Source organism: Candidatus Accumulibacter phosphatis (assembly GCF_000024165.1).
Lineage (GTDB): Bacteria > Pseudomonadota > Gammaproteobacteria > Burkholderiales > Rhodocyclaceae > Accumulibacter > Accumulibacter phosphatis.
In genome coordinates this window covers 105,783-131,765 of record NC_013194.1, presented here as the reverse complement: position 1 = coordinate 131,765, position 25,983 = coordinate 105,783, and the positions used below count along the sequence as shown (strand labels likewise).

Sequence of the window (25,983 nt, the reverse complement as noted above, 5' to 3'; positions counted from 1 at the left end):
GCAACGCTAACAACCTTATCCATCGTCACGCCAGCGGCTTTATCATTGCAATTGGAGTCCCCCGAACAGCCAAGCCCCAAACTGCCATGATTTCATCACGATGGCTTTCCGGCCACGCCTGGACAAGCATCATCTTTGTTCTGAGGCAAGCTTTCCTCAAGAACTTCACCGTTTGCAATTGCCACGACTGCCGAGCTTTCCACATATTCTGCGTAAGAATGACGGAGATGGTGCTCTTGTGTTTCGTAAGAATACATGTACGCAACGATACCGTAGAACATGGACAGAACCGGCATGGCTCACTCCTCCGGATGAGCGTTCTCGCCGCGCACGATGGCCTGCATGAAACGCAGACGTAACAGAAGTTGCTTCAGCTCCTCGACTTCCAGGCGCTCCGTATTGTGCGAATTGTAGTCTTCCGAAACCGAAATCTTCGGCTCGCCCTCTTCAACGAACTTGCCATAGTTTAGGTCGCGCAGATCCGGCGGGACGCGGTAGTAGCCGCCCATATCCTCAGCCGCCACGCGCTCCTCGCGGCTGAGCAGGGCTTCGTAGAGTTTCTCGCCATGGCGCGTACCGATGACACAGATCTCATGGTTGGGAACGCCGAGCATCCAGGTAAGCGCCTTGGCCAGCGTGGCGACCGTAGCCGCCGGTGCCTTCTGCACAACGATATCCCCCGAATTGCCGTGCTTGAAGGCATAGAGCACCAGATCGACCGCAGAATCCAGCGTCATCATGAAGCGCGTCATGTTCGGATCGGTAATGGTGATCGGTTTTCCAGCACGAATCTGCTCGATGAACAACGGAATTACCGAGCCACGCGAAGCCATCACGTTGCCGTAGCGGGTGCCGCAAATGACCGTCTCGCTGCTTCCGCGCGACTTGGCGACCATCACCTTTTCCATCATCGCCTTGGAAATCCCCATGGCGTTGATCGGGTAGACCGCCTTGTCGGTGCTCAGGCAAACCACGCGCTTGACCCCGCAGTTGATTGCTGCCTCCAGCACGTTCTCCGTACCCAGCACATTTGTCTTCACCGCTTCGAGCGGGTGAAACTCGCAGGAGGGCACCTGTTTGAGGGCGGCGGCGTGAAAGACGAAATCCACGCTGCGCATGGCGTTCAATACCGACTGATAGTCGCGCACGTCACCCATGTAGAACATGAGCTTGGCATCGTGATAACGCTTACGCATGTCGTCCTGCTTCTTCTCGTCACGGCTGAAGATGCGGATTTCACGCAAGTCGGAATCCAGAAAACGGCGCAACACCGCGTTGCCAAAGGAACCCGTGCCACCCGTAATCAGAAGAGTCTTGTTCTTGAACATCTAATCTCGCTTATTTCGACGAATACGCAGCCAGACCGCTGCGACAAATCCCGTTTTTTTGCTCGGGATTGGGATAATTGATCAGGACCGCACGATAAGGTCCCTTGAAAACAAATAGGCTCCCGGCCGAAGCACCAACAACGCCGCATTCACCGAGCAGAGCCTCGATGTCCTGGTACGAACCGGCCCCGCCCAAGAAACTCAGGGGGATCCGCAACTCCCGGCGCATTCTGGCCGCCAGGGTGAGGTCGTAACCCTTCATCTGGCCGTCGCGGTCGATCGAGTTGATGACAATCTCGCCCGCTCCGGCCGCCTGCATTGCCTGAGCAAGCTCGAAAGGATCAGTCTTTGTGGATCTCTTGCCGTTATGGGTGAACACCTCGTAGCCCTTGGCAAACAGCCCGTTCTTCCTGCGCACATCCAGCACCACCACCACGCTTTGCCGACCGATCGCGTCGGCGGTACGCGTTACCAGGGTTGCATCGTCGGCCGCAGCTGCGCTCATGGCCACCTTCTCGACTCCAAGGCCGATGATCGTCTTCGCTTGTTTCGGCGTGTGTACCCCGCCACCGTAGCAAAGCGGCATCCGACATTCTGCCGCCAGGTTGGCGATCATCCGGTAATCGGGCTCGGCGCCATTGACCGAGGCGTCGATGTCGAGCACGACCAGTTCGTCCGCCTCCTTCTCGTTGAAGATCTTGACGGCGTTGATCGGGTCGCCAACGTACTTGGGATCTTTGAACTCGACGGTCTTCACCAGACCACCCTGATGAACCAGCAAGCAAGGAATGATTCTCGGCCTCAGCATGTCAAAGGTCCGCGAAGTTCTTCAGAAGCGCTGCACCCCAGTGATGGCTCTTTTCCGGGTGAAACTGCACCCCGAACACGTTGCCGTTCTGTACCGCGCAATGGAACTGAAAGCCGTAGTCGGCCCTTGCCGCGACACTTGCCGGATCGGAGCACTCGAAGTAGAAGGAGTGCAGGAAATAGAAGCGCGCATCCTCTTCAAGCCCTTTGAACAAGGGCGAACCGGCTGCCGGAATAACATCGTTCCACCCCATGTGTGGCATCGGCAATGCAACGGAGGCCGGGTTGCCAGCAAAACTGCGAACGCGCCCATCAACCCAGCCAAGGCCCGCACTGACGCCCTCGTCACTGGATCCGGCAAGAAGCTGCATGCCGACACAGATGCCCAGTACCGGCACCTTGTCCTCCCGGACAAGCCACTCCAGCGGCTGACACATCCCCGAAGCATCCAGCAGCTCCATAGCGTGGTCGAAGGCCCCAACCCCCGGAAGGATCAATTTGCTCGCCCCCCTCAACTCAGCCCCCGACGCGGCGCGCACAGCCTCGATTCCTAGGCGCTTGTACATGTTCACGAACGCCTGGGTGTTGCCCAACCCGTAGTCGACGATATGGATCATCGGAACAACCTTCTCTCCAGACCAAGCCTGCGCATCACGTCGGCGCCGACGCCGATGGCCCAACGCTTGTTCTTGTAGTCGCGATAGGTCTTGTTCGGGCCTTCGAAAATCTCCTGAAGCTCGGCCACCGTCAGGTCAAGCTTGTTGGCCACGTACTCGAACTCTTGCTTCAGGAAATGCTCATCCATCTCCGGCCGCGAGAGTCGATCCAGCGCTTCATCGCGAGTCATCTGCCCGGTAAGGATCAAGCTCGAAAAATGGGCGCGACGCTTGTGGAAGCCAAATTTGCGAGGCATCCAGTAGTCTTCGTAGAAACGCGTGAAGCGCGACTCATGATGCTTGTGCTGGAACCTCTGCCAGCCAAAACGGCGCTCAAGCTCCGCCTCTGCATCTTTCTTGATGTAAGGCACCAGGTTGAGTGGCTTGACTACCGTCATACCCATCAACTTCTGGTAAAGGATTTTGTAGACGAAGATGTCCACAAGCGGGAAGGTCTTCAATGCGCGCTGGCCGAAGCGACTGTGAATACTCTGGAACAGTGTCGTGTCGATACCGGGATAGCCGCCCCATTCCTCCGGCTCCCGGCAACACTCCGTAGAGAAATTCGCCCCTGTGATCACGTACTTGATACGATGCTTCCGGGCAAACATGTAAAGCGCAGAAAAGAAGGCAGCATCCTGCGGCAAATCTTGGTCCGCAATCTGCGAACGCAAGAAGGCAAGCTGGAGGTCCTTCATTTCCTCCCAGTTGATCACCTCGGTGTACAGAGCAAGCCCCAGGCCATCGACCAGCTTCTCGATATTCCCAACCGCCTGATTGGTGTTCCACCCGGCATCCACGTGGAAGAGCAGGGGGCGCAATCCCATCCTTTCCTTGGCGACGTGTGCGGCATAGGAACTGTCCAGCCCACCGCTCAAACCTATGATGCAGTCGAAGTCCTTGCCCCTACCCTCTGCCCTAATTTTATCCGCCAATGCCGCTAATTCGGTCGCACCCTGCGCATCGGTATGCCAATTTGGCAGAATCTCGTTCTTGTAATTATTGCAGTACTCGCAAACACCACTTTCGTCAAATGCAATGCTTGGATCGCTAGTGTCCATCACGCAATGGGCGCATATCTTCCAAGAGGACGAACGTACGGGTTTTTCTGTCATAATAATTAAAGGCGGACTTGAACAAGCCATAAGTTCTGGCGACTGGCGTGACAATGCTGGAAGAAAAACAAATCTTGAGCCCTAAACATGAGGAAGGCAACACTGCGTGTCTTCATCGATTTCATCGAAGTCATGGGCGCCATTTCAATGTCGAAACCATTTGTTGCTGCGCTCCATGATGGCTCCCTAATCTTGAAACCATCAGCCCCGTTTCCTGAGAATCTGTGCGCTGCTCTTGCCACCAACAATGCCATGATAAACGCCAAGGAGCCTCTTCGAGTTCTTGCAGGGATCGAAGTTTTCCTCGGCTAGTCGCCTAGCATTACTTCCCATTCGCTTCTGCTCACTTCGATTAGCCTCGAGGTATAGAATAGCTTTCGCCAACTCCGCCGGACATCTCCCGGAAACCGCAAGACCGGTTTCCCCAGGAATGAATGTGTCCGGCATCGGCTTTTTGACGGCGACTATGCTTGGAACCCCTGAAAATCCAGCCTCAAACACCGGCCGGCCGGGCGCGTCAAAATGGGAAGGAAAAAGCAAGACATCAAGCCTATCATAAACGTACTTGATATTTAGCGTAGGACCAAGAAAATGAAAAAAACCACCCAAACCTTCCTGATCAACACGGCGTGCCAGATCAGCTCGGACGTTTTGTGCGAATCCCATCTTTGAAAGCACCCACGCCTTTAAGCCAACATCATCCATAGTGACGCCCCCAACCATGAGAAAATCGACCTCTCGACCGGAAGTCTTGATCAGTTTGGCAGCATCCACAATCTCAAAAACCCCCTTCGAACGGTGAAGATTACCCACAAACCCCACTTTAAATGAACCCGATGGCAACGATCCAAGCTTATCAACAAGTGGTTTTTCTGGTGAACTCGCGAGTCCAGGTGTGAAAGAATTGTTAATCACAGTTACAGGCCAGTCACTCGGAATCGTTGCGCGAACATTGCCATCAATGGCAACTACCGAATCAACATAGCGGGAAAACATACTGTTCAGCACCCTTGTTCTAATTGACCCATCACCAAATCTTGCCAACGCTCTGACATGTACAACAAGGGGAACATGAAACAGCCATTTTCCGATTAATCCAGGCAGCACATAGACAAACTCATTTACGTGAACAAGATCAATATCTTTCCACCTTAAGCGCGCCCTTACTAGAGCTACGATCACAAATGGGAAATAAAACAGTTCGCGAAGCAGTATTAGCCATCGAACGCCTCGATAATAACCGTACCTCGTATTATCGAACCTTGGCATTCCGCGAGTGGTTATAATATCAACGGCGAGTTGCTTATAAAAGTCTAATGCCGTTCCTCGAGTGGCAAGGAAGTATGGTAACACAGCCCCTTCCGGGAAAGCCTTAACTGCTTCGAAGAGACTTCGCGAAGAACCCCCAAACGCCCCTTCACCATCAATATATAGAACTTTGATTGCCATGGTAAGTAAGTTCTCCCAATAGTGACTTCTGCCTTCACCTTACCATCGCCCGCAGTGTTATGAAACCAGGGGTAGCTACCCGTTTCTCATAGTCTGGCGACCCCAGACTCCTTGCCAGTTCTCGCAAGGTAGTATATTGGCATATCTCGTAGAGCACCTTGTGTCGGCCCTACTCCTGCGGGGCAATGGTACTATAACTCACTGTGTATAAGAGGGATTTGCCTGACGACCTGAATATGCACAAGCGCTTTTCGAGTGTCTGTTCGCACAAAAGTTCACCTGATTAGCAATGAACGTCAGCCACACAACTCGAACGCTACGGGCGTGACCGAAAGGCAACTCCCGAGACAGACACCATGCACTGGCCTCGGTGGTGTCATGGGGACAGAATGGGCCTGCGGCACCTCATCACGTGGGGCTGGCTGACGGTCATTGCTAATCAGGAAAGTTCATGGAAGCGGCCCGCCTCGACCCATAACACTTCACCCGCCGCCGTACCCTCACCCTGCCAAGCGTCCTCAGTTTTCTGCTCTCCAGTGTCCACGCCGCCGTCCAGTCGGAACTCGATCATTTTTTTCGCCAACCTGTGCAATCGCGCCGACTCGGTCCGTAAGGTCACCGCTCAAGCCGTCCACCGGGGTGCTGCCGGCAGGGGGATCGATCTCCTTAGCCACCACACAGGTGGCTCGGATGGTCTGATTCTTGCCATGAGGAAGATCGACGACGCGCGCCCAAAGCTGCTGGCGAACCACGCGAGCCTTCTGGCCATCTCTCGCTGGCAGGGTGAACGAGATTCCGCCGAGTTCCTCACCGGAGGTCACCGTTTGCCACAGCTTCTCGCCGTTGGGCAGCGCTCGATCGTGCTGGGCACGCAGCAACCAGTCGGCCGGGGTATCCAACTCGCCGGCACGCGCCATCAGCTCGATCATGTCGGACTCGCGGTCGGCCACGTAGACCAGCCGGGTGTCCGGCACCTCCGCCGCCAGCTCGGCCACCCGCTCATAGCCCTCGATCCAGCGCGTGCTCTCTTTGATCCCCGGGCGTTGCCCGTTGGCGTCTTTCGGCTCACGCGCCCACATCCACGCATCCAGAACCCCCAAGGGCTCGCGATCCGTGCTGACGGCGTACGTCGGATGCACGTACAGACCGCGCTGAGCTTCATAGCTCAAGGGGCCCAAGCCGTCGATGCTTTGCCCGTTGAAGTCCAGTTCGGTCGTGTCCTGCAGCATCAGCACGACCTTGTGGCAGGCGATCCGCGTCCGCGAGCACGACCAATGAGGTCTCAGGATGCCCTCCCACGTGACGGCATCATTGTCCAGGAAGCGGTAGGCCGCAATCGTCTCCGACCAGCCCGAACACGCCGACGGGATACTCAGTGTCGGTTTGGCCGCCAGCGTGTCCAACAACGTGATCGCTCGCTTGTTCAGTCGTCGGTCCCCCAAGTCAACTTCCTTCAGCTCCTCCCCAGCCCAGCCCCAATGCTCCCAACCTAACACGCGATTAGCATAAATTCAGGAACCCGCCGAGAAACCGGTTGCGCGCCGGGCGAGGACAAGGCAAAGTGGGTATCCCCTTGATACGGATGTAAAATTTTATATGCCGCGATCTTTATGTCAACGTCGTTGACTCGTTTTCCAAGTATCTTGTTTCCCAAGCTTTTTTCCTTGATGCGCGTCTTTCGACGAAAGCTTTCTCGCGAACGGGCTTCCTCAGTTTTCCCCGCCTGATCGCCTGCCTGCTCGGCGGATACACGTCGAAAGTGCAGTCTGAACTCGACGCGTTCTTCGCCAATCTGGCGAACCGCGCCGACCTGCTGCGAGAAGTCTCCGCACAAGCCTTTGCCAAAGCCCGAAAGCAGGTGTCGGCCACCGCCTTCGAGCTTCTCAACGATCACTTCCTCGCCTTGGTCGATACGCAGTTCGGCTTTCCCCTCTGGCGCGGTCTGCGGGTCGTCGCCGGCGATGCCACGGTCCTGCGCCTGACTTTGTTCGGCAAGACCCGTGACGGCAGGCCATTTGTTCGCCACGTGGTCGACGCCATTGGCTTCGCACTGTATCTGCCCGGGATCGAAATGACCCTGGCGGCCACGCTGTATTCTCCTGACGTCGGCGAGCGTCAGATGCTCTTCGAACATCTCGATAAACTCCGTTCCAAGGACATTCTGGTGCTCGACCGCGGTTACCCAGCCTACTGGCTCTTCGCCGCCTTGTTGCAGCGCGGGCGGCACTTCTGCATGCGAGCGGACAGCCTCAATTTCAGCGCTATTCAAGCCTTCCGCCGATCCGGCCTGGCCGAGCAAATCGTCAGGCTGCCCGCTCCCTGCAAACAGGATGCGCTGGACTACGAAATTGCCGCCACGCCTTGTGAGGTGCGCCTGATTCGCCAGGTCTTCGGCCACAAGGTGCGTGTCCTCGTGACCTCGCTCCTCGACCTCGACGCCTATCCCGCTGCCGAATTCGGGGCGCTCTATCACTCGCGGTGGAGAATTGAGGAAGCCTTCAAACGGATCAAGCACCGTCTGGCCCTGGAGCATCTGTCGGGCATGTCCTGGTTGGCCGCACGACAAGACTTCGGCGCTAAAATCCTCTGCGACAACATCAATGCCCTGGCCGTCCATGCCGCCAGCGAATCCCTCGATCCCAACACCCGCGCAAGTTACTTCATCAACCGCGGCGACACCTTCTCGCGCATCAAGCGTACACTCGGACGCTGGCTCCTCCAAGGCCGCGACGCCCTCGACAACATCACCTCGGTCTTCAACGAACTCATCAAGAACCTCGTCCAGATAAAACCAAACCGGTCATACCCCAGGAAATTCACCCAAAAACCACATTTATCACACGCTTACAAAAGTGGAGTATGACAAGGTTCTGATAGGTTGGGAGCATTGAGCCCAGCCCATCCTGCCACCTTCTCAGAACAATCGGCAGTTTACAACGAGATCCTGAACTTGTGTATAAGGCCAGGCACTCAACCCCCATCACAATGCTACCCTCACCGTCGCTCCTTCAGGCTCACAAGAAACAGAGCCTAAATGACTGTTTTCTAAACGCGAAAGCTTCTTCGATGACGTTTGCAACTAGCGCTGAAATCACACTTCTCTCAGACGCATTGCGGCCGAAGGCCGATTGCCACGCTCATTCCTGAATCGGCAAATACTCTCTTGCATTTACTTCTACATCTTCTCAAATAGACTTGAGCCACACGAAGTGTTCAAAAACTGACATCGTCACGATGAGCAGGCATCAACGATCAGGCTGCATGGGCATAATAGTGGTCCACACCAGCACAAACACGATTGCCACCCCTACCCAGGCGAGTGAAACCCAGATTCCGCCAAGTGCCTTCTGAAGAATCTCCCCGCAATGACACTTGACGCAATACAAGATAGTCCAAATATAGAACAGATAAAACAATAGACCAGAAATCGCATATGCTTCACTTATTGACCCGTTTGGAAATTGGGCAGCTGCCCAGACCGCACAGACTCTCAACACAACGCCAAACACTTGCAGAAGGAGAGCGGCTCGCTGTTTACCGGTCACGTGCAGCGCCATGGATATAGGCGTCGCGAGAAATTGCATGATAAAACATGGCGTCATCCACGTCACCAGCCAGCCGGCGCGTTCCCAACCCTCACCAAATAGCGCCCCAAATATAACGGGAGCGATAATTCCGACAGCCAACAATGGCCCGACTCCAGCCCTGACCAGCCGACCGAAGACATCAGTAGTGAAGCTACCCAAACCACCTTCTCGGTGCGCCTCAGGTGCGTGGGAGAGATAGACCTGCCCAATCGCAGTTCCAAAGAGGGCCATTGGTGCCTGAATGACTGACATAGCCAGGAGAAGATAGCCAGCCTCCGGGCCAGCCGCCAAGGCGGCGATCATGATGACCGGGAGCTGAATCGCTGCGCTGTTTGCCAGAGCCTCCAACGTCGAGTATTTGGGGAAACGGCTAAAGTTGAGCCACGCCTGCTTAAGGCTCGAACAGGTCAGCCCCTCAATGTTTTGCCGGAAACGCTCGTGACGCACCAGCCGGAAGGCGAGGATCACGCAGGCTGAGCCGGTATTCAGCAAATAACCGAACATTAGACCAACGGGTCCGGCGCCGAAGCCGGCCATGCCAATCTGCATGCCTGCACTAGCTGCTGACTGCGCAACCCTACTGCGCGCAATCAACGAAAACTCCTTTTCTCGCACAAACCAGTTCTGTAAGGCGCTGTACGCGCTAGCCAACAGTATGCCAAACGGCAATAGCCAGAGATATGGCTGCAAATCCAGCCTGCCCGTGATCTCTGGCAACCACGAAGGCGCGAGCAGCACCAATGCGCCCGCACCCACTGAAACCACAACGGCACATCCAATGGCAAGCGCCAGCAGATTGAAGGCTTCGGAATCGCGCCCCGGCATGGGAATGGCAATATCAAAGCGCAAACAGGCGGCAACCGCAACGATTGACAACAGACTCGCAAACACCGCGAGGATGCTAAAATCGGCCGGGGTGTAAAGGCGTGTCAGGATTGGCAACGCCAATCCGGTAATTGCATGGGCGAAGGCTGTGCCGCCCACAAGCACCAACACAGAGCGCATAAAGCCACCCTGTACAACCACCCGTTTGTACCAGCGTATCGCCATTACCGAATCACCCACCCTCTCGCCCAATGCTCCCAACCCAACACGCGATTAGCATAAATTCAGGAACCCGCCGAGAAACCGGTTGCGCGCCGGGCGAGGACAAGGCAAAGTGGGTATCCCCTTGATACGGATGTAAAATTTTATATGCCGCGATCTTTATGTCAACGTCGTTGACTCGTTTTCCAAGCTTTTTTCCTTGATGCGCGTCTTTCGACGAAAGGTTTCTCGCGAACGGGCTTCCTCAGTTTTCCCCGCCTGATCGCCTGCCTGCTCGGCGGATACACGTCGAAAGTGCAGTCTGAACTCGACGCGTTCTTCGCCAATCTGGCGAACCGCGCCGACCTGCTGCGAGAAGTCTCCGCACAAGCCTTTGCCAAAGCCCGAAAGCAGGTGTCGGCCACCGCCTTCGAACTTCTCAACGATCACTTCCTCGCCTTGGTCGATACGCAGTTCGGCTTTCCCCTCTGGCGCGGTCTGCGGGTCGTCGCCGGCGATGCCACGGTCCTGCGCCTGACTTTGTTCGGCAAGACCCGTGACGGCAGGCCATTTGTTCGCCACGTGGTCGACGCCATTGGCTTCGCACTGTATCTGCCCGGGATCGAAATGACCCTGGCGGCCACGCTGTATTCTCCTGACGTCGGCGAGCGTCAGATGCTCTTCGAACATCTCGATAAACTCCGTTCCAAGGACATTCTGGTGCTCGACCGCGGTTACCCAGCCTACTGGCTCTTCGCCGCCTTGTTGCAGCGCGGGCGGCACTTCTGCATGCGAGCGGACAGCCTCAATTTCAGCGCTATTCAAGCCTTCCGCCGATCCGGCCTGGCCGAGCAAATCGTCAGGCTGCCCGCTCCCTGCAAACAGGATGCGCTGGACTACGAAATTGCCGCCACGCCTTGTGTGTGAGGTGCGCCTGATTCGCCAGGTCTTCGGCCACAAGGTGCGTGTCCTCGTGACCTCGCTCCTCGACTCGACGCCTATCCCGCTGCCGAATTCGGGGCGCTCTATCACTCGCGGTGGAGAATTGAGGAAGCCTTCAAACGGATCAAGCACCGTCTGGCCCTGGAGCATCTGTCGGGCATGTCCTGGTTGGCCGCACGACAAGACTTCGGCGCTAAAATCCTCTGCGACAACATCAATGCCCTGGCCGTCCATGCCGCCAGCGAATCCCTCGACCCCAACACCCGCGCACATTACTTCATCAACCGCGGCGACACCTTCTCGCGCATCAAGCGTACACTCGGACGCTGGCTCCTCCAAGGCCGCGACGCCCTCGACAACATCACCTCGGTCTTCAACGAACTCATCAAGAACCTCGTCCAGATAAAACCAAACCGGTCATACCCCAGGAAATTCACCAAACAACCACATTTATCACACGCTTACAAAAGTGGAGTATGACAAGGTTCTGATGGGTTGGGAGCATTGGGACTCGGGCGGCCACTTCTGGCATGATGCGGTTATCGAGACCAAAAGCATAGCGCTCGCCCAATGGATACTACCCAACCGCGACAGATCATGCAACGGTGGCACGTGATTGAGACATTTTCGATGTTTCGACTTTCCAGCGTCCCAAATATACCGTACGCGTTTCTGGCGACGGCACCGACGTCCGGCAGCCGTAGGAGGCGAGGCTGCGCTGGTTTTTTGTCGTCGGCGCCGGTTTTTTTGGTTTTGACGATTCTTGGGCGCCAGCTGTCCCCGCTGTTGGCGGTGCCCAACCCATCTTTAACAAGCCCCACTAAACCTATAACTGAATCAATTGGTTGCGAGCCAAGAAGAACTCAAGTGGCACTACAAGCCCGTAATTTCGGATTCAGCTGATGAGTTTTCTGGTCCCTCCTGGTGCGGCGCTGATGCCCAGGGCGCGATAGATCGCCATCAGATCGGGTTCGGCGACGGTGGCTTTGCGGACATGCAGGGAGTGCCCGTCGCGCCGACTGAAGGTGGCGGTAACCCGGCGCTGAACCGAGAGGATATCGCGCAGGGTCGCCCAACTGTCGGTAATTCCCGCCGCCTTGAGTTTCACGCGCAGGAACTGCACGCACTGGTAGGCGAGGACGGTGATGAACAAGTGGCCGTCCGAGCGGACCTCCTTGTGGTAGTAGATGGCATATCCTTATACACAACTCACCCCGGGGCCGCCTCACGCATGAACTGGAGGCCGACGACGCAGTCCATGACGCGCTGCAACCCGATCCAGATCGTTTTGACGCCCGGCTCGCCGTCGCCTTTGCGCGCCAAGAAACCGCCGAGCATGGCCACCAATCGCAGGACCTGGTTGAGAGTTGGTGGGTCAGCCGGAGGTTTCTTTTTGTTGAGGAGATAGGCGGCATGCCATTCATCTTGGTCGAAGAACAAGTCGGCTGGCAAGTCTGGACAGGTCCGGCCGAATCGCATCAGCATCGCAATGCGCCAGGAAACGATGAGGTACAGCGCGATGGCGCGTTGCAGGCCGTCGATCGTGCGCAATTGCAGGGACTCGATCCGGCAGCCGTTCTTGAGGATGTGGAAGAGGATCTCGATCTCCCAGCGCGCGCGATACCAGTCAATCAGCTCCGCCACCTCGGCGAGCGTCTCGGCGGTGCGATTGGTCAGCAGGCGCCACTCAACCGGGGTGCTGCCGGCAGGGGGGTCGATCTCCTTGGCCACCACACAGGTAGCTCGGATCGTTTTGTTCTTGCCATGCGGAAGATCGACGACGCGCGCCCAAAGTTGCTGGCGCACTACGCGAGCCTTCTGGCCATGTCTCGCCGGCAGGGTGAAAGAGATTCCGCCGAGTTCCTCACCAGACGTCACCGTTTGCCACAGCTTCTGGCCGTCGGGCAGCGCTCGATCGTGCTGGGCACGCAGCAACCAGTCGGCCGGGGTCTCCAATTCGCCGGCACGGGCCATCAGTTCGATCATGTCGGACTCGCGGTCGGCGACGTAGACCAGCCGGGTGTCCGGCAACTCCGCCGCCAACTCGGCCACTCGTTCATAGCCCTCGACCCAGCGCGTGCTCTCTTTGATCCCTGGGCGCTGGCCGTTGGCGTCTTTCGGCTCGCGCGCCCACATCCACGCATCCAGAACCCCCAAGGGCTCGCGATCCGTACTCACTGCGTACGTCGGATGCACGTACAGACCGCGCTGAGCTTCATAGCTCAAGGGGCCCAAGCCGTCGATGCTTTGCCCGTTGAAGTCCAGTTCGGTCGTGTCCTGCAGCATCAGCACGACCTTGTGGCAGGCGATCCGCGTCCGCGAGCACGACCAATGAGGTCTCAGGATGCCCTCCCACGTGACGGCATCATTGTCCAGGAAGCGGTAGGCCGCAATCGTCTCCGACCAGCCCGAACACGCCGACGGGATACTCAGTGTCGGCTTGGCCGCCAGCGTGTCCAACAACGTGATCGCTCGCTTGTTCAGTCGTCGGTCCCCCAAGTCAACTTCCTTCAGCTCCTCCCCAGCCCAGCCCATTCTGCCACCTTCTCAAAAAAATCGGCAGCTTACAACGAGATGCTAAAGTTGTGTATAAGGATATGGGTAGATGGGCCGCAAGCCGAGCTCGCCTTTCAGACTGCGAAAGACACTCTCCAGGTCGGTCAGCATCGTGTAGGTGCGCCAGAGTTTCTCTTCATCCCAGGCGAGTTCGTTGGTCCGCAGGCAATAGACGCCGGGATGCGTGGCCATCGTGCCGAGTACCGGCACCTTCTGCCAGGTGATCGCCGTCACCGTCTTGCCGGACTCCTCGGTGACCAGCCTGACCTGGTAGTGTTGGCTGGCACCGCGGCTCTTCTGCTTGAGTCGGCCGAGACGTTCCAGCAGCTTGTCGTGACTCTTTTCGCTGCGCGGCTTCTGCAGTCCATCGCTCATTTGCTGCAAGCCGGCCTCGAAACGCCCACAGGATTGCGCGAGCATGGCCTCTTCCTTGAGCTGCCGACTCGGCGAATGGCAATACAGGCAGAGCTCCTGGCCATCCGGACTCAGCTCCTTCTGGAGATGTAACCACTCCTCACCAGCCGTCTCGATGCTCACCGAGCGTGTCGCATCGAACTGGCGCCTGCCGCCGCGACGCACCACCAGATAGCGGTAGCCGTGTTCGACCAGCCAGACGACGTTGGCGTCGGTGGCAATGCCGGCATCCATGACCACCAGCGCGCCCGCCGGCGCCCCCAGTCCGGCCAGCATGGACGCCAGCGTGCCGGGCTCGGAAACGTTGCCGGCGAAGGTCTCTGAACGCCTGACGAAGCCGCTGCCGTCGAGCACCAGACCGAGCGTCACCAACGGGCAGTCGCTGCGCTTCTCCTTCGACCGTCCGCGCCTGGCCTTTGGATTGCGCTTGGCTTCGCCTTCGAAATAGGTGTTGCTCAGGTCGTACAGGGTGACCGTTTCCTGCAGATCAAAAAGTGTCTGAGCGGTGCGGAATAAACGCGTCTCGATCACCTCCCGATGTTTCATCAGCACATCCGAGGCGCGGTACAGGCTCATGTGGGACATCGACCCAAAGTCGACGTCGATCAACTCGCCCAGGGCGCTGTGCTGCTGCAGCCAGTTCCAGGTCGCCAGTTCCGACCCCGGCTGGCCCATTCTCCCGATCAGGTTGCCCAGGATCGAGGCCTGCATCACCCCATTGACGCCCAGGTCGTTCAGCGTCTCGATCAATCCCAGCTCGCTTGCCGCATGCAGACCGGCGTGTTCGACGCCTACCGACCGCGGTTGCGTCATCTGCAGGGAGTCCACATCGACTTCCTGGAAATCAGCCGGCGGGCGAGCTTCGCCCGCCGACCCGGCCGCCTCGTCAGCCGGCGACACCAACATCGGCGCGCGGGCGACCAGCTGCGCATGGTAACGCTGCGCGGCGCGCTCAATCGACTCCGAACATTCCAAGGACATGATCAGAGCCTGCGGATTGAGCAACTGCTCCAGGCGGCTGCACAGAATCGGCCAGTCTTCCGACTTGATCGGAAAATGGCGGCCGAGGTTCAACACCGTGATCTGACGGACCTTGCCACCGATGCGCTCGGTACGCACCAGCCGGTAGGTGACGTAGCCTTCACCTGTCGCCTTGTTGCTCGTTCTTGTCTGTCGGATGAACATGCACACGATCGTACAACAAAAGCAAGAGGCCCAGCGTTCCTGGCGAAACTATTATGGCACTACAAAACGTCGGAGAAATCCAGCATCAAGCAAATCAACAGCTTAGGGTTCGCTCCTGCCTGGAAAGTGTAAGTATTCGGTGAACCCGTAGTCGGAGGTGGCGGCCGATAGTCGGCGACTGAGCAGATGGCGGAGGGCTGGACACAGAAGCCGAGTTTGGGTAGACTTCGACGTATGGGCTCTGGATCGGACATCTCGTACGCAGGACCATCGACAAGCAACGGCAAGCCGACGCCGTTTGCCCAGGTGATGGTGACGCTGAGCAAGGAAGCGGAGATCAAGCTCCGTTCCGAGGCCAATTACTGGAAGAGTCAACATCAACAAGCGCTTGCCCGTTTGGCGCAACGGGAGGCTGATCATCGCCTGGCGATGGCGCAAGCAGCGGCGCGTGAGGCGGTTTTGCGCAGCGAGTTGGAGAAGGCCGAGGGCAAACTCCGGGACTTGCAAAAGCGCCTGTTTGGCCGTAAGTCCGAGCGTCGTTCGAGGACGGAAAAGGACGCCGCGTCGAATGACCAGAAGTCGGCGAGGCCGCGAGGCCAGCGGCCGGGAGTCGCCGGTCACGGACGGAGGCTCGAAAGCCACTTGCCGGCACAGGTCGAAACCATCGAACTCGACTGCCCCCATTGCCCGGAGTGTGGTCTCGGCTATGCCGACTTTCCCGGCACGGAAGACAGTGAAATTCTCGAAATAGACGTCAAGCCGTACCGGCGAGTAATCCGCCGGCGGCGCTACCGGCGGACCTGTCGGTGCCCCGGGACGCCGGGCATCCTGAGCGCACCCCCCCCCGGCGCGGTTGATCACCCGCGGCAAGTACGGGGTGTCGATCTGGGTGCACCTTCTGCTCGCCAAGTTCTCGTACGGCCAGCCGACTCATCGGCTACTCCGAGACTGGTCTGACTACGATCTGACGCTCTCGCCCGGAACCCTTACTGGCGGACTACGCGCCTTGGCCCCGCTATTCGAGCCGCTGGAAGACGCGCTGCGTTGCCGACTGCAGAGCGAGAATCGCTGGCACGCGGATGAAACCCGCTGGATAGTGTTTGCCGAGACCGAAGGGAAGATCGGTCATCGCTGGTACCTGTGGGTGTTTCACTCCGAATCGGTGATTCACTTTGTGCTTGACCCGACGCGATCGGCGCAGGTGCCGATCGCAGAACTGTCCGCCAGCCAAGGAGGGATCGTCATCTGTGATCGCTACTCGGGCTACAAGAAGCTCGCGAGAATCCTTGGGACGATCCTTCTGGCCTTCTGCTGGGCCCATCAACGGCGTGATTTCATCGAGTTGGCCAACGCCCATCCGGAGCTCTCGGAATGGGCCCGGTCCTGGGTCGAACGGATTGGCGAGCTCTACCTCTTGAACGACGCGCGCCTTGCCGTGCGCGCCGATCCGGTTCAGTGGGCCGCACGTGACGACGGCTTGCGGCAAAGGGTCGCGCAAATGGCGAACCAACGCGAGGCCGAACGGGCGAACCCGGCGCTCAAGGCCCCGGCCAGGAAGGTGCTGCAGAGCATGCAGAAGCATTGGTCCGGCTTGACGGTGTTTGTCGACCACCCCGAGGTGCCGATGGACAACAACGTCGCCGAGCGGGACCAACGCACGCCCGTCGTCGCGCGCAAGAACTTCTACGGTTCCGGCAGTCCGTGGTCGGGCGCCCTCGCGGCCACGATGTTCAGCTTGCTGATGACGATGCGCCTGTGGGGGATCAATCCCCGCACCTGGCTGACGGCGTATCTGGACGCCTGTGCGGCGAATGGCAGCCAGCCGCCGGCGGACCTGAGTGTCTTTCTGCCCTGGGCGATGGACGCTGACCTGCTGGCACAGAGGCGTCGTGCCGCGATGGACCCGGCCGACCCCATCGACAGCTCATGAAGCCTTATTGCGGGCGTCAGTTCACCCTTGACGAACTGCAGACCCTCCGCCACCTGATCGAGGCCAACCCCAGTGCCAGCCGCGCGCAGCTCTCGCGTCAGGTGTGCGCGCTCCTCGACTGGTTCAAGCCGAATGGCGAGCTGAAGGACATGACCTGCCGAGTCGCCATGCTACGCATGCAAGCGGACGGCCTGCTCACCCTGCCGGCGGCACAACGGTGCGCCCCTCGCCAACCCGAGTATCTCGCCACCGCCGCTACCGATCCCCAATCGCTGCTCGTGCGGCCAGTGCATGAGCTGCCGCCGCTCCACTTGCGCCAAGTCTCCGGTTCGGCCCACTCCCGACTGTGGAACGAGTACATCGCCCGTTACCACTATCTCGGCTACACGCCCATGGCCGGTAGTCAGAGCCGCTACTTCGTCTTCGCCGGTGAGCATCGGGTTGCCTTGTTGAGCTTCGGCGCCAGTGCCTGGAAGCTCGCCGCACGCGAGCGCTTCATCGGCTGGCAGGAGGACGAGCGGCAAAGAAACCTGCCGCTCGTGGTCAACAATGCCCGCTTTCTGATCTTGCCCTGGATCCAGTCCAAGGGCTTGGCCTCGAAGATCCTCGCGATCATCCACAGGCAACTGCCCAACGACTGGCTGGCGCGCTACGGCTACCGCCCCGTGCTCCTCGAAACCTTTGTCGAGACTCCCCGTCATCGCGGCACCTGTTACCAGGCCGCCAACTGGATCAAGGTCGGTCAAACCACCGGACGCGGCAAGAAATGCCCCACGTCCAAGCCTATCCTGCCGATCAAGGATATCTGGCTCCATCCCCTGCACAGGAACTTCCGCTCAATTCTGTGTCGCTAGCGCCGATCGTCAAGGTCAGACTTGGCCCACGGGTTCACCGAATACTTACCCCATCGCATCGATGCTGACCAGCAAGCCATTAATATAAAGCGCTTTCAGGAGTTCCGGGATGGCGGTGATCTCATTGCTCTTGCTGGCAACCTTTTCCTGGCCGAGAACAACCCCCAGTTCCGTCGCGAAGGCGCTGACCATGTGAATCGCACTCTCGCCGCCACTGCCCGACCCGCGCACCCAATGCTCCCAACCTATCAGAACCTTGTCATACTCCACTTTTGTAAGCGTGTGATAAATGTGGTTTTTGGGTGAATTTCCTGGGGTATGACCGGTTTGGTTTTATCTGGACGAGGTTCTTGATGAGTTCGTTGAAGACCGAGGTGATGTTGTCGAGGGCGTCGCGGCCTTGGAGGAGCCAGCGTCCGAGTGTACGCTTGATGCGCGAGAAGGTGTCGCCGCGGTTGATGAAGTAACTTGCGCGGGTGTTGGGATCGAGGGATTCGCTGGCGGCATGGACGGCCAGGGCATTGATGTTGTCGCAGAGGATTTTAGCGCCGAAGTCTTGTCGTGCGGCCAACCAGGACATGCCCGACAGATGCTCCAGGGCCAGACGGTGCTTGATCCGTTTGAAGGCTTCCTCAATTCTCCACCGCGAGTGATAGAGCGCCCCGAATTCGGCAGCGGGATAGGCGTCGAGGTCGAGGAGCGAGGTCACGAGGACACGCACCTTGTGGCCGAAGACCTGGCGAATCAGGCGCACCTCACAAGGCGTGGCGGCAATTTCGTAGTCCAGCGCATCCTGTTTGCAGGGAGCGGGCAGCCTGACGATTTGCTCGGCCAGGCCGGATCGGCGGAAGGCTTGAATAGCGCTGAAATTGAGGCTGTCCGCTCGCATGCAGAAGTGCCGCCCGCGCTGCAACAAGGCGGCGAAGAGCCAGTAGGCTGGGTAACCGCGGTCGAGCACCAGAATGTCCTTGGAACGGAGTTTATCGAGATGTTCGAAGAGCATCTGACGCTCGCCGACGTCAGGAGAATACAGCGTGGCCGCCAGGGTCATTTCGATCCCGGGCAGATACAGTGCGAAGCCAATGGCGTCGACCACGTGGCGAACAAATGGCCTGCCGTCACGGGTCTTGCCGAACAAAGTCAGGCGCAGGACCGTGGCATCGCCGGCGACGACCCGCAGACCGCGCCAGAGGGGAAAGCCGAACTGCGTATCGACCAAGGCGAGGAAGTGATCGTTGAGAAGCTCGAAGGCGGTGGCCGACACCTGCTTTCGGGCTTTGGCAAAGGCTTGTGCGGAGACTTCTCGCAGCAGGTCGGCGCGGTTCGCCAGATTGGCGAAGAACGCGTCGAGTTCAGACTGCACTTTCGACGTGTATCCGCCGAGCAGGCAGGCGATCAGGCGGGGAAAACTGAGGAAGCCCGTTCGCGAGAAAGCTTTCGTCGAAAGACGCGCATCAAGGAAAAAAGCTTGGGAAACAAGATACTTGGAAAACGAGTCAACGACGTTGACATAAAGATCGCGGCATATAAAATTTTACATCCGTATCAAGGGGATACCCACTTTGCCTTGTCCTCGCCCGGCGCGCAACCGGTTTCTCGGCGGGTTCCTGAATTTATGCTAATCGCGTGTTAGGTTGGGAGCATTGCCCGCGCACCGTCTTGCCATCGACCGCCACGACTCCTCGCAGCGCACCCACCACTCCAGCCACCCAGCGCCGGAACGCCGCCTCAAATTGCTTCGGATCCAGCGCCTGGAAGATGCGCAGGAAGGTCTTTTCCGAAGGAATTCCATTCCTGAGCACCAGAAAATTACGTAGCCACGCCTCCTTCGTGCGACCCCACTCCGCCATGTCTTCGATGGTATCGCAGTCGGAGAGGACTGCGGAAATGGCGATCACAAGAATCACCAGGAAATCATGCAGCGTCCCGTTGCTCGGCTTCCGCGGATCAGTCACTTCACCCAAACAGCATACCAGGCTTGCCCCCGTCGTCTTGGTCATTCCTTACGCCCAAAAGACGAGAGTAGACCCGATTTCCTGCGGGTTCACAAGACCATGGCATAACGCTATGAATGTTAACGGTTTTCCCTTTCCGGTTTATGACAATGGAGATTATGTCGTCCGAGTGGCGAGGCCCTGATCCTACCCGCTCCCTTGGACGACGTAATTTCGGGGGGTTGCTCATTCCGCGCATACCCTGTAATCAGCATTGGCAATGAACCCAGCCCTCGCCACTCGGAATGCATAAACAAACGCACTGTTTCTGTTTGGTTTCAGAGCAGTTTGTGTAAACCTCCATCATCCAAACCTCGACTACCATAACATCCGGGGAAGATTCGGCCAGTTTGGCATGCTCAAAAAAAGCGTTGGAAAAGACGATAGTCGCCAACAAATCATGTGCTTGAGACCCCAATCGTCATATGTTGTCCGAGTGGCCAGCCCCTGGCCATAAACCTACCTTCCTTTTCCGCCCACCGCGGAATCCGGACGACCAAGATGCTCCAACACCGCCCGGCGAACTTGAATCTCCGAGTAACCCAAATGTTCGACGCCAAATCGAACATAGGCAGCGTCTGGTAGCGCGAGGAATCGCCTACTGACCCGCCTTGTTTCATCGGGATGATTCAGAACGACCTCGGCAATCCGATCTACGCCAGAAGAGTATTCCCCCGACAGCAACAGCCGCCCCTTTTCGTCGAACTGAACAAGCCACAACTTGACGAACGCGTTGCCCGCGAGATCGAAGGTAACGCGGTATTCCTCCCCACCCCGGATTGAAGGAAGCAAGTCATGACGCGCCACAGCTAGCGGTCTCCCTCTGCCATTCGCAACCATCGTAGAAAAGTCCCGATGGAACAATGGCACGTGCCACTCTGACGAAGATATGCCATCTTTCGGCAGCCGTTTGCTGAGAAAACCAAGTGCGCTCGCGAGTCGTTGTCCCCCAAGGTTCAATTGGCGATACTGAGTCCAATCAGTCGTTGCAGGGGTAAAGTCTGTGAACTCGAAAGAGAGTAATGCACGACCGGCATTTCCTTCGCTCGCCAGCTGAAAGACCTGAGTTCCTGAAGCGGAATACATCAAGCGCGAAAGGGCTGGATCGTCAATAATGCGATCAAGTACCGAATTGTACATGACCGGCAGACCATAGTCGGGCACATGCAGATGTGTTATCCCCAAGTCGCGCAGCATTTGTGCGGCGCGCGGCGGCGAGGTTTCCCGATATACCGGCAACAACCGCTCATCCAGATAGCTGACCATCTTACGCTGCGCGTAATACATGTCTGCGGGCCGCAGAGAGAGTAATAACGCATTTTCCGGCAGATTCCCACGTGTCCAAAACATGGCAGCCATGTTCGGGAAATATTCAAGTCGCCGTTGGCTTAGCGGCTTATCCAGTTTACTTCGTTTGATCGCCTCTGCGGCTGGTGTGTCGGCTTCGGATATCTGAACAGCGGCCGGAACGTAACGCCATCGGTAATAGACTCCCTGGACGACAAACTGCACCAAAAGAGCCACTCCCAAAAAGAAACCTACTCCCGCAAGGAAATCACGCTTCACTGATCCTGTCTCGGTGTCGGCCAAACTACTTGCCCCACGGCAAAGTAACACGTGGGCCCCATAACCCCCAAGAAGGGAAACACAGGGGAGAATGACAAGAGAATATCGATCATTCTTGATCATCAGGTCAATACCGATCAGCGTCGACGCAAAAACCCCACCCAGATATATCGATATCAGGCCAAGCGAAACCCATAGCAACTGGGAGCCCGAATCGAGTGCCTGGCGCCCCCCGCAGAGAAGTGTCGCCCGCCAGGTGGGGTGACGCAGGGGCTTAATTGCCAGGACCACGCCAAGGGTCATCAACCAGAATGCCCAGCCAAAGGATTGAAACGAAAACCACCCTTTGAGTAAACCATATTGAAGGACAGCGGCCCAGTTATCCAGACCGCGCGCATAAGAAAAATACCCGGTCCAATCCAGCGATGGCAAGGCAAAGACGGCAGGACTGTCACTGATCGGGTTGCCGAAAATACGCACATTGCGCCAGTACGGCCAACCCCCCAGCAAGAGTGCCGACGCACAAAGCGCAACCGACTCGATGGTTGTTGTTCGCCAACGCGCCAGCCCATTCTGCAGGGCAATAGCCCCGAGGGCGAGGGGGAAAAACAATATGGCTTGCGAGTGTGTCCACAAGCCCAAGGCGACCGCGCAACCGGAAAAAAGGCCCCGTACGAAGGGCCGCGCTTCAAGGCATACGACAGAAGCCACAATCAAGCCGATCGCGAGTACCGGCAAAGCGTCAATTGAAGCGGAATCGGCACCCGAAAACAACAAGGGCGTAGACAAGAAAATTAGCGCCGAGATCAAGCCGAACAGGCGCTTAAGCAGTGATCCCAGCGTGATGATCAACAACGTTGAGCACACCGCGAACCAGGGGGAGACAAACCGCATGAACCCCGGTTCGTCGGCATGCCCTTGGATAATCTGCGTAAGATAGCTGAGCGACACATACAGCGGGGGATGTGTCCATGGGCCAAAGAAGCCTGAGGTGCTCAGTTCCGGCTGGATAGCTGGGTAACTGACTAAGTCGCGTGTTTCATATAGCAGGCGTGCAACGGTCGCATACTCGAGCGAATCATTCGCGGTCAATGGCAAGAAAATGACGTTAACCAGAAGTGCAACGATCCACAACGTGAGCAAACCTGAGACCAGAAGTTCGCCGAATTGCCTCGGAGCCCGCCGGCAATCATCCTCCTTTTGGGGAATGCCGCGCCCGCGCCATAGGGCAAGGAGCGCGACTCCCAGCAATCCTACAACAACCGCGACCAAGTGAGTCGAGGGCAAAGCTCCCGCCAATATACCAAGGGTTAGCACCCCGCCAGCGCCCAGCAAGAAGGGCCCCAGTGCAAGGCCAGCGGCAACGCAAACTCCCGCCCTTCTGGCTTCAGAAGACCAAGGCAACAGACGGCTTAAGGAATAACCAGCTAGGCTCGCCAGAATAATCATGGCCAGCATGAGCAGACATGCCATTAGAGAAGTAACTATCATGGCTCTCGATCGAGTCGCGAGTGTGCCCAAGCAGCACTCGACAGATCCCGAGGAGCACTAACCGGAGCGTAGGTCTGAGCTATCTGGATCGAAGGCAAGACCAACAGATCCAGACGAAAGGGTTCGTAGGCGGCAATGGACACAATTTACCTTTATGGACGAGCGTGCGCACGGTATTCATCCGCCCCCTCCCTGGGTCAGGCAATGCGCTATATGGAGACACCACCGCCATGGCATCAATCGTTCGGAACGAAATCCAGCCCTTAGTCTTGTCACCCCTATAGAATGGCATATTGACAGACACCTTGTCCACCTCCTGCCTTGTCCAACGTGGTATGAGCCTGAACGAGGATCGTGTTTCCACCCAGGAATGAGCCCGAGCAAAAGAAATTGCGGGTGAAGTGAGGTGTGGGTTGATCATCGCAAGGATGGTGATCAACATGAACGAAGCACGGCTGACCACGATCGAGCAGATCGAGCAGTTTCTCAGCGCCAGCGGCTCAATAGAGCTCTCGGCGGCAGACGACAACGGCGAGCGGTATGGGCACATCAGTCGCGTCCTCGCACGTTTTGACTACCCCGGTCGCAACAAGCGCGAGCGCGGCGTGCTGCTGAGGTACCTGCAGCACACCAGCGGCTACAGTCGGGCTCAGGTGACCCGCCTGGTGACCCGTTGGCAGTGTAACCGCCTGGCGGCGGTCCCCTTGGTCAAGCGCTACGTAACCGTTCACACCCCCTTAAGAAAAGCCGCCAGCGTGATGATTTGTATGGCATAGTTGCGAAACTTGCAAACGACCTGACAGATGCGGCGCGATGCACCTGAGCAAACATGACCTGTTCCAGATGAACGACGAGTGGCTGAAGAAGCTGCCGGCGGAGCTATTGTTGGAAGTGTCGAAGCGCCTGTTGCACGACGTGAAGGAGTTGCAGGATCGGCTGAATCAGAACCCGGACAACAGCTCGCGTCCGCCGACCAGCCAAGCGCCCTGGGCGAGGACAGGCGACTCGGAGGAACAGAGTGGCGCGGCGGACGAGAGCGACACGGCAGACGCCGCCGCGGAGAGGGCGACGGGAAGCGCTACGGAAGAGACGGAACAGGCTTCGCCGGTCGATGGCCAGCGGTCATCAACCAAGAAGGGGTCGGGGAGGCGGCCCGGCAAGCAGCCGGGCAGTCCAGGCCATGGCCGCAGTCAGAAACTGGCGATCACTGCCCGGTGCGAGCACCGCCCCGAGCTCTGCGCAGCTTGTGCGGCAGCGTTGTCGACGGACGCGGCGTCGCAGGCTTACACGGCTTGGGACGAAGTCGACATTGCACCGCAGGTTGAGGGCCTGATCGGGGTGACGTTCCGTGTCACACGCCACACGCTGCTTGAAGTGAGCTGCTCCTGCGGTCATGTCAGCCGTGCGCAAGCTTGGCGGGCGCCGGCCGACGGGCAATGGGAGAAGGTTGATCGTAAGCGTTCAGCGCCCCCACCTTTGCGCACACACGATCACTCTCGTTTTTTGAGCGGCAACAACTCGTCGATGCGGCTGTTGGGCCAGGAGGGGAGTTTCTCGAGGGTGTCGATCAGCCAGGCCATGGGCTCGATGCCGTTCAGGCGCGCGGTTTCGAGTAGCGATTGAATAGCCGCGGCGCGCTGGCCGGCCGCCTCGGAACCGGCGAACAGCCAATTCTTCTTGCCGATGGCGATCGGGCGAATGGCATTCTCGACGGGGTTGTTGTCGATCGGGTAGAAACCGTTCGTGACGTAACGGGCAATGGCCGGCCAGCGTCGCAGACTGTAGTCGATCGCCTTGGCCAGAGCGCTTCCGTGAGCCACCGTCGTGCGGGTGCTCAGGAGCCACAGATGCAGAGCGTCGAGCAGAGGTTGACTCGTCTCTTTCCGTCGCCGAGCCCGCTCCTCTACCGTCTTTCCCTTCGCCGTGGCCTCGATCGCATACAACGCGGCGAAGCGGTCCAGGGCTTCGGCCGCGACGGGGCTCCCATTGGCCTGATGGAGGTCGAAGAACTTCCGTCGCGCGTGGGTCAGACAGGCGAGTTCGATCACGTGGCCACGAAACAGGGCATCGTAACCGGCGAAGTCATCAACCATCAGAGCCCCTTGCCAGTCGCGGAGGAACGCCGCCACATACTTTCCGCCGCGGCCAGGCTGGTAGTCGAAGACGACGATCGACGGATCGCCCGCCAAGGCATTGCTGCGATACGCCCAGAGATACGCTCGTTTGGTCTTTCCCCGGCCCGGATCGAGTTGCTGCACCGGCGTTTCATCGGCATGCAGCACCGTCCCCTGGCGGAGCACTTCGGCGAGGCGCTGCCAGAGCGGCTCCAGGGCGACACCGGTGCGCCCGACCCAGTCGGCCAGCGTCGAACGGGACAGCGTCACCCCCGCGCGAGCGGCCTGCCGTTCGAGACGGTAGAGCGGCAGGTGATCGGCGTACTTGCTGACCATTACCCAGGCCAGCAAGGCCGGTGCCGCCAACCCACCGTCGATGATCGACGCCACAGCCGGTGCGGCGGTGAGGGTCTCGCAAGGCCGGCAGGCGTACTTCGGGTAGATATGGCGTTCGACGAAGAACTCGGCAGGGACGATGCTCAGCTTCTCGGTCACGTCCTCACCGATCCGCACCAGTGCCTGACCACACCGACCACAGGTGCAGGTATTGGGCTCGTGCAGGTGCTCGACACGGGGCAACTGGTCGGGCAAGGGCTGACGGCCGGCGCGTTCGCGTTTGGGCTTTTCGGGGGGAGGGAGCGGCGGCCCCATTTCGGCCGCTTGACGCTTTTCGGCCAAACGGGCTTCGCAGGCGGCGAGATCGGCGGCCAGGGTTTCGTCGAAGAGGCCCCGTGAGCCGGCGGCCAGGGATTCGCTCTTGACGCCGAATTTCATCCGCCGCAAATAGGCCAGTTCGAGAGTCAGCTTCTCGATCTTGGCATCTGTTAGTTCGCGCCGCTATAAGGCCATTTCGGTGGCGGCGTAATGAGGCCACTGGACTCGCGGCGCAATGAGGCCAGAGCAATCGCGGCACAATAAGGCCACGTAGAAGGCAAGTAGAGGCGGTTTTGGACTTCCGATTGTGTAACC

Annotated in this window: 17 protein-coding genes and 6 pseudogenes; 6 read left to right on the top strand and 17 right to left on the bottom strand. The window is 58.3% G+C overall.

Annotated elements, in window-relative coordinates; genetic code table 11:
* Nucleotides 1–95: 95 nt before the first annotated feature.
* The 7 genes and pseudogenes from CAP2UW1_RS24275 to CAP2UW1_RS00545 all read right to left on the bottom strand — a co-directional run.
* A complete protein-coding gene (locus CAP2UW1_RS24275; protein ID WP_291913217.1) occupies nucleotides 96–296 on the bottom strand; it encodes a DUF4160 domain-containing protein in 201 nt (66 codons plus the stop codon).
* Nucleotides 297–299: 3 nt separating this feature from the next.
* Entirely contained in the window at nucleotides 300–1,328 is a 1,029-nt protein-coding gene (locus CAP2UW1_RS00570) for a polysaccharide biosynthesis protein (protein WP_012806927.1), read from the bottom strand.
* 10 nt (nucleotides 1,329–1,338) lie between these two features.
* The gene (locus tag CAP2UW1_RS00565; protein ID WP_012806926.1) at nucleotides 1,339–2,136 is read right to left on the bottom strand and encodes an AglZ/HisF2 family acetamidino modification protein; all 798 of its coding nucleotides are present in this window, start codon (nucleotides 2,134–2,136) and stop codon (nucleotides 1,339–1,341) included.
* Nucleotide 2,137: 1 nt separating this feature from the next.
* A complete protein-coding gene (gene hisH, locus CAP2UW1_RS00560; RefSeq protein WP_012806925.1) occupies nucleotides 2,138–2,752 on the bottom strand; it encodes an imidazole glycerol phosphate synthase subunit HisH in 615 nt (204 codons plus the stop codon).
* Nucleotides 2,749–3,906: an N-acetyl sugar amidotransferase gene (locus CAP2UW1_RS00555; RefSeq protein ID WP_012806924.1), complete on the bottom strand. Its 1,158-nt coding sequence runs from the start codon at nucleotides 3,904–3,906 to the stop codon at nucleotides 2,749–2,751. Before CAP2UW1_RS00555 ends, hisH begins: the two co-directional genes overlap by 4 nt.
* A 201-nt stretch (nucleotides 3,907–4,107) precedes the next feature.
* Nucleotides 4,108–5,355 carry a glycosyltransferase family 4 protein gene (locus CAP2UW1_RS24270; RefSeq protein WP_012806923.1) on the bottom strand — a complete coding sequence of 416 codons (1,248 nt, stop codon included), beginning with the start codon at nucleotides 5,353–5,355 and terminating at the stop codon, nucleotides 4,108–4,110.
* 587 nt (nucleotides 5,356–5,942) lie between these two features.
* Nucleotides 5,943–6,851, bottom strand: a pseudogene (locus CAP2UW1_RS00545) (IS4 family transposase); the annotation flags it as partial.
* 98 nt (nucleotides 6,852–6,949) lie between these two features.
* Between CAP2UW1_RS00545 and CAP2UW1_RS00540 the strand changes: the two are divergent.
* Complete coding sequence (locus CAP2UW1_RS00540) at nucleotides 6,950–8,218, top strand: IS4 family transposase (protein ID WP_081444076.1); 1,269 nt, start codon at nucleotides 6,950–6,952, stop codon at nucleotides 8,216–8,218.
* 382 nt (nucleotides 8,219–8,600) lie between these two features.
* On the opposite strand, the gene CAP2UW1_RS00535 is transcribed toward CAP2UW1_RS00540, so the two are convergent.
* The gene (locus CAP2UW1_RS00535) at nucleotides 8,601–9,992 is read right to left on the bottom strand and encodes a lipopolysaccharide biosynthesis protein (protein ID WP_199931535.1); all 1,392 of its coding nucleotides are present in this window, start codon (nucleotides 9,990–9,992) and stop codon (nucleotides 8,601–8,603) included.
* 156 nt (nucleotides 9,993–10,148) lie between these two features.
* On the bottom strand, nucleotides 10,149–11,060 hold the full coding sequence (locus CAP2UW1_RS25175; RefSeq protein WP_199931534.1) for a hypothetical protein: 912 nt from the start codon (nucleotides 11,058–11,060) through the stop codon (nucleotides 10,149–10,151).
* Here CAP2UW1_RS25175 and CAP2UW1_RS23415 point away from each other — a divergent pair.
* The gene (locus CAP2UW1_RS23415) at nucleotides 11,013–11,390 is read left to right on the top strand and encodes a hypothetical protein (protein ID WP_412566866.1); all 378 of its coding nucleotides are present in this window, start codon (nucleotides 11,013–11,015) and stop codon (nucleotides 11,388–11,390) included. The two genes, CAP2UW1_RS25175 and CAP2UW1_RS23415, sit on opposite strands and share 48 nt — an antisense overlap.
* Nucleotides 11,391–11,805: 415 nt before the next feature.
* Here the strand turns inward: CAP2UW1_RS23415 and CAP2UW1_RS00525 are convergent.
* From CAP2UW1_RS00525 to CAP2UW1_RS00515, 3 genes and pseudogenes are all read right to left on the bottom strand, one after another.
* Nucleotides 11,806–12,099: pseudogene (locus CAP2UW1_RS00525) on the bottom strand (IS1634 family transposase); the annotation flags it as partial.
* Nucleotides 12,100–12,119: 20 nt separating this feature from the next.
* A complete protein-coding gene (locus tag CAP2UW1_RS00520) occupies nucleotides 12,120–13,445 on the bottom strand; it encodes an IS4 family transposase (RefSeq protein WP_012806920.1) in 1,326 nt (441 codons plus the stop codon).
* A 66-nt stretch (nucleotides 13,446–13,511) separates the two neighbouring features.
* Nucleotides 13,512–15,065 (bottom strand): annotated as a pseudogene (locus CAP2UW1_RS00515) (IS1634 family transposase); the annotation flags it as partial.
* Between the two features lie 234 nt (nucleotides 15,066–15,299).
* Here CAP2UW1_RS00515 and CAP2UW1_RS25905 point away from each other — a divergent pair.
* From CAP2UW1_RS25905 to CAP2UW1_RS00505, 3 genes are read left to right on the top strand one after another with little or no spacing between them, the layout of a single operon-like run.
* Complete coding sequence (locus tag CAP2UW1_RS25905) at nucleotides 15,300–16,022, top strand: hypothetical protein (protein ID WP_412566846.1); 723 nt, start codon at nucleotides 15,300–15,302, stop codon at nucleotides 16,020–16,022.
* Nucleotides 15,943–16,995, top strand: a complete 1,053-nt coding sequence (gene tnpC, locus CAP2UW1_RS25900; protein WP_412566845.1) for an IS66 family transposase — start codon at nucleotides 15,943–15,945, stop codon at nucleotides 16,993–16,995. Before CAP2UW1_RS25905 ends, tnpC (CAP2UW1_RS25900) begins: the two co-directional genes overlap by 80 nt.
* Nucleotides 16,992–17,849, top strand: coding sequence for a Druantia anti-phage system protein DruA (locus CAP2UW1_RS00505; RefSeq protein WP_012806919.1), 858 nt, complete (start codon nucleotides 16,992–16,994; stop codon nucleotides 17,847–17,849). The genes tnpC (CAP2UW1_RS25900) and CAP2UW1_RS00505 overlap by 4 nt, the downstream gene beginning before the upstream one ends.
* Before the next feature lie 48 nt (nucleotides 17,850–17,897).
* Here the strand turns inward: CAP2UW1_RS00505 and CAP2UW1_RS00500 are convergent.
* The 4 genes and pseudogenes from CAP2UW1_RS00500 to CAP2UW1_RS00485 form a co-directional block, all read right to left on the bottom strand.
* Nucleotides 17,898–18,080 (bottom strand): annotated as a pseudogene (locus tag CAP2UW1_RS00500) (ISAs1 family transposase); the annotation flags it as partial.
* 28 nt (nucleotides 18,081–18,108) lie between these two features.
* The gene (locus CAP2UW1_RS00495; RefSeq protein WP_081444076.1) at nucleotides 18,109–19,377 is read right to left on the bottom strand and encodes an IS4 family transposase; all 1,269 of its coding nucleotides are present in this window, start codon (nucleotides 19,375–19,377) and stop codon (nucleotides 18,109–18,111) included.
* A gap of 109 nt (nucleotides 19,378–19,486) precedes the next feature.
* A pseudogene (locus tag CAP2UW1_RS00490) lies at nucleotides 19,487–19,849 on the bottom strand (ISAs1 family transposase); the annotation flags it as partial.
* 453 nt (nucleotides 19,850–20,302) lie between these two features.
* The gene (locus CAP2UW1_RS00485) at nucleotides 20,303–22,867 is read right to left on the bottom strand and encodes an ArnT family glycosyltransferase (protein ID WP_041567628.1); all 2,565 of its coding nucleotides are present in this window, start codon (nucleotides 22,865–22,867) and stop codon (nucleotides 20,303–20,305) included.
* Nucleotides 22,868–23,340: 473 nt separating this feature from the next.
* On the opposite strand from CAP2UW1_RS00485, the gene CAP2UW1_RS00480 reads away from it, so the two are divergent.
* Complete coding sequence (locus tag CAP2UW1_RS00480) at nucleotides 23,341–23,676, top strand: hypothetical protein (protein ID WP_412566844.1); 336 nt, start codon at nucleotides 23,341–23,343, stop codon at nucleotides 23,674–23,676.
* Nucleotides 23,677–24,390: 714 nt separating this feature from the next.
* Here the strand turns inward: CAP2UW1_RS00480 and tnpC (CAP2UW1_RS00475) are convergent.
* Nucleotides 24,391–25,845: pseudogene (gene tnpC / locus CAP2UW1_RS00475) on the bottom strand (IS66 family transposase); the annotation flags it as partial.
* Nucleotides 25,846–25,983 lie beyond the last annotated feature (138 nt).

Bases quoted from the DNA above. Each gene is read 5' to 3' on its own strand.
- CAP2UW1_RS24275 (WP_291913217.1), bottom strand. From the start codon at position 296: ATGCCGGTTCTGTCCATGTTCTACGGTATCGTTGCGTACATGTATTCT.
- CAP2UW1_RS00570 (WP_012806927.1), bottom strand. From the start codon at position 1,328: ATGTTCAAGAACAAGACTCTTCTGATTACGGGTGGCACGGGTTCCTTT.
- CAP2UW1_RS00565 (WP_012806926.1), bottom strand. From the start codon at position 2,136: ATGCTGAGGCCGAGAATCATTCCTTGCTTGCTGGTTCATCAGGGTGGT.
- hisH (WP_012806925.1), bottom strand. From the start codon at position 2,752: ATGATCCATATCGTCGACTACGGGTTGGGCAACACCCAGGCGTTCGTG.
- CAP2UW1_RS00555 (WP_012806924.1), bottom strand. From the start codon at position 3,906: ATGACAGAAAAACCCGTACGTTCGTCCTCTTGGAAGATATGCGCCCAT.
- CAP2UW1_RS24270 (WP_012806923.1), bottom strand. From the start codon at position 5,355: ATGGCAATCAAAGTTCTATATATTGATGGTGAAGGGGCGTTTGGGGGT.
- CAP2UW1_RS00535 (WP_199931535.1), bottom strand. From the start codon at position 9,992: ATGGCGATACGCTGGTACAAACGGGTGGTTGTACAGGGTGGCTTTATG.
- CAP2UW1_RS25175 (WP_199931534.1), bottom strand. From the start codon at position 11,060: ATGCTCCAGGGCCAGACGGTGCTTGATCCGTTTGAAGGCTTCCTCAAT.
- CAP2UW1_RS00520 (WP_012806920.1), bottom strand. From the start codon at position 13,445: ATGGGCTGGGCTGGGGAGGAGCTGAAGGAAGTTGACTTGGGGGACCGA.
- CAP2UW1_RS25905 (WP_412566846.1), top strand. From the start codon at position 15,300: ATGGGCTCTGGATCGGACATCTCGTACGCAGGACCATCGACAAGCAAC.
- CAP2UW1_RS00505 (WP_012806919.1), top strand. From the start codon at position 16,992: ATGAAGCCTTATTGCGGGCGTCAGTTCACCCTTGACGAACTGCAGACC.
- CAP2UW1_RS00485 (WP_041567628.1), bottom strand. From the start codon at position 22,867: ATGCTGGCCATGATTATTCTGGCGAGCCTAGCTGGTTATTCCTTAAGC.
- CAP2UW1_RS00480 (WP_412566844.1), top strand. From the start codon at position 23,341: ATGAACGAAGCACGGCTGACCACGATCGAGCAGATCGAGCAGTTTCTC.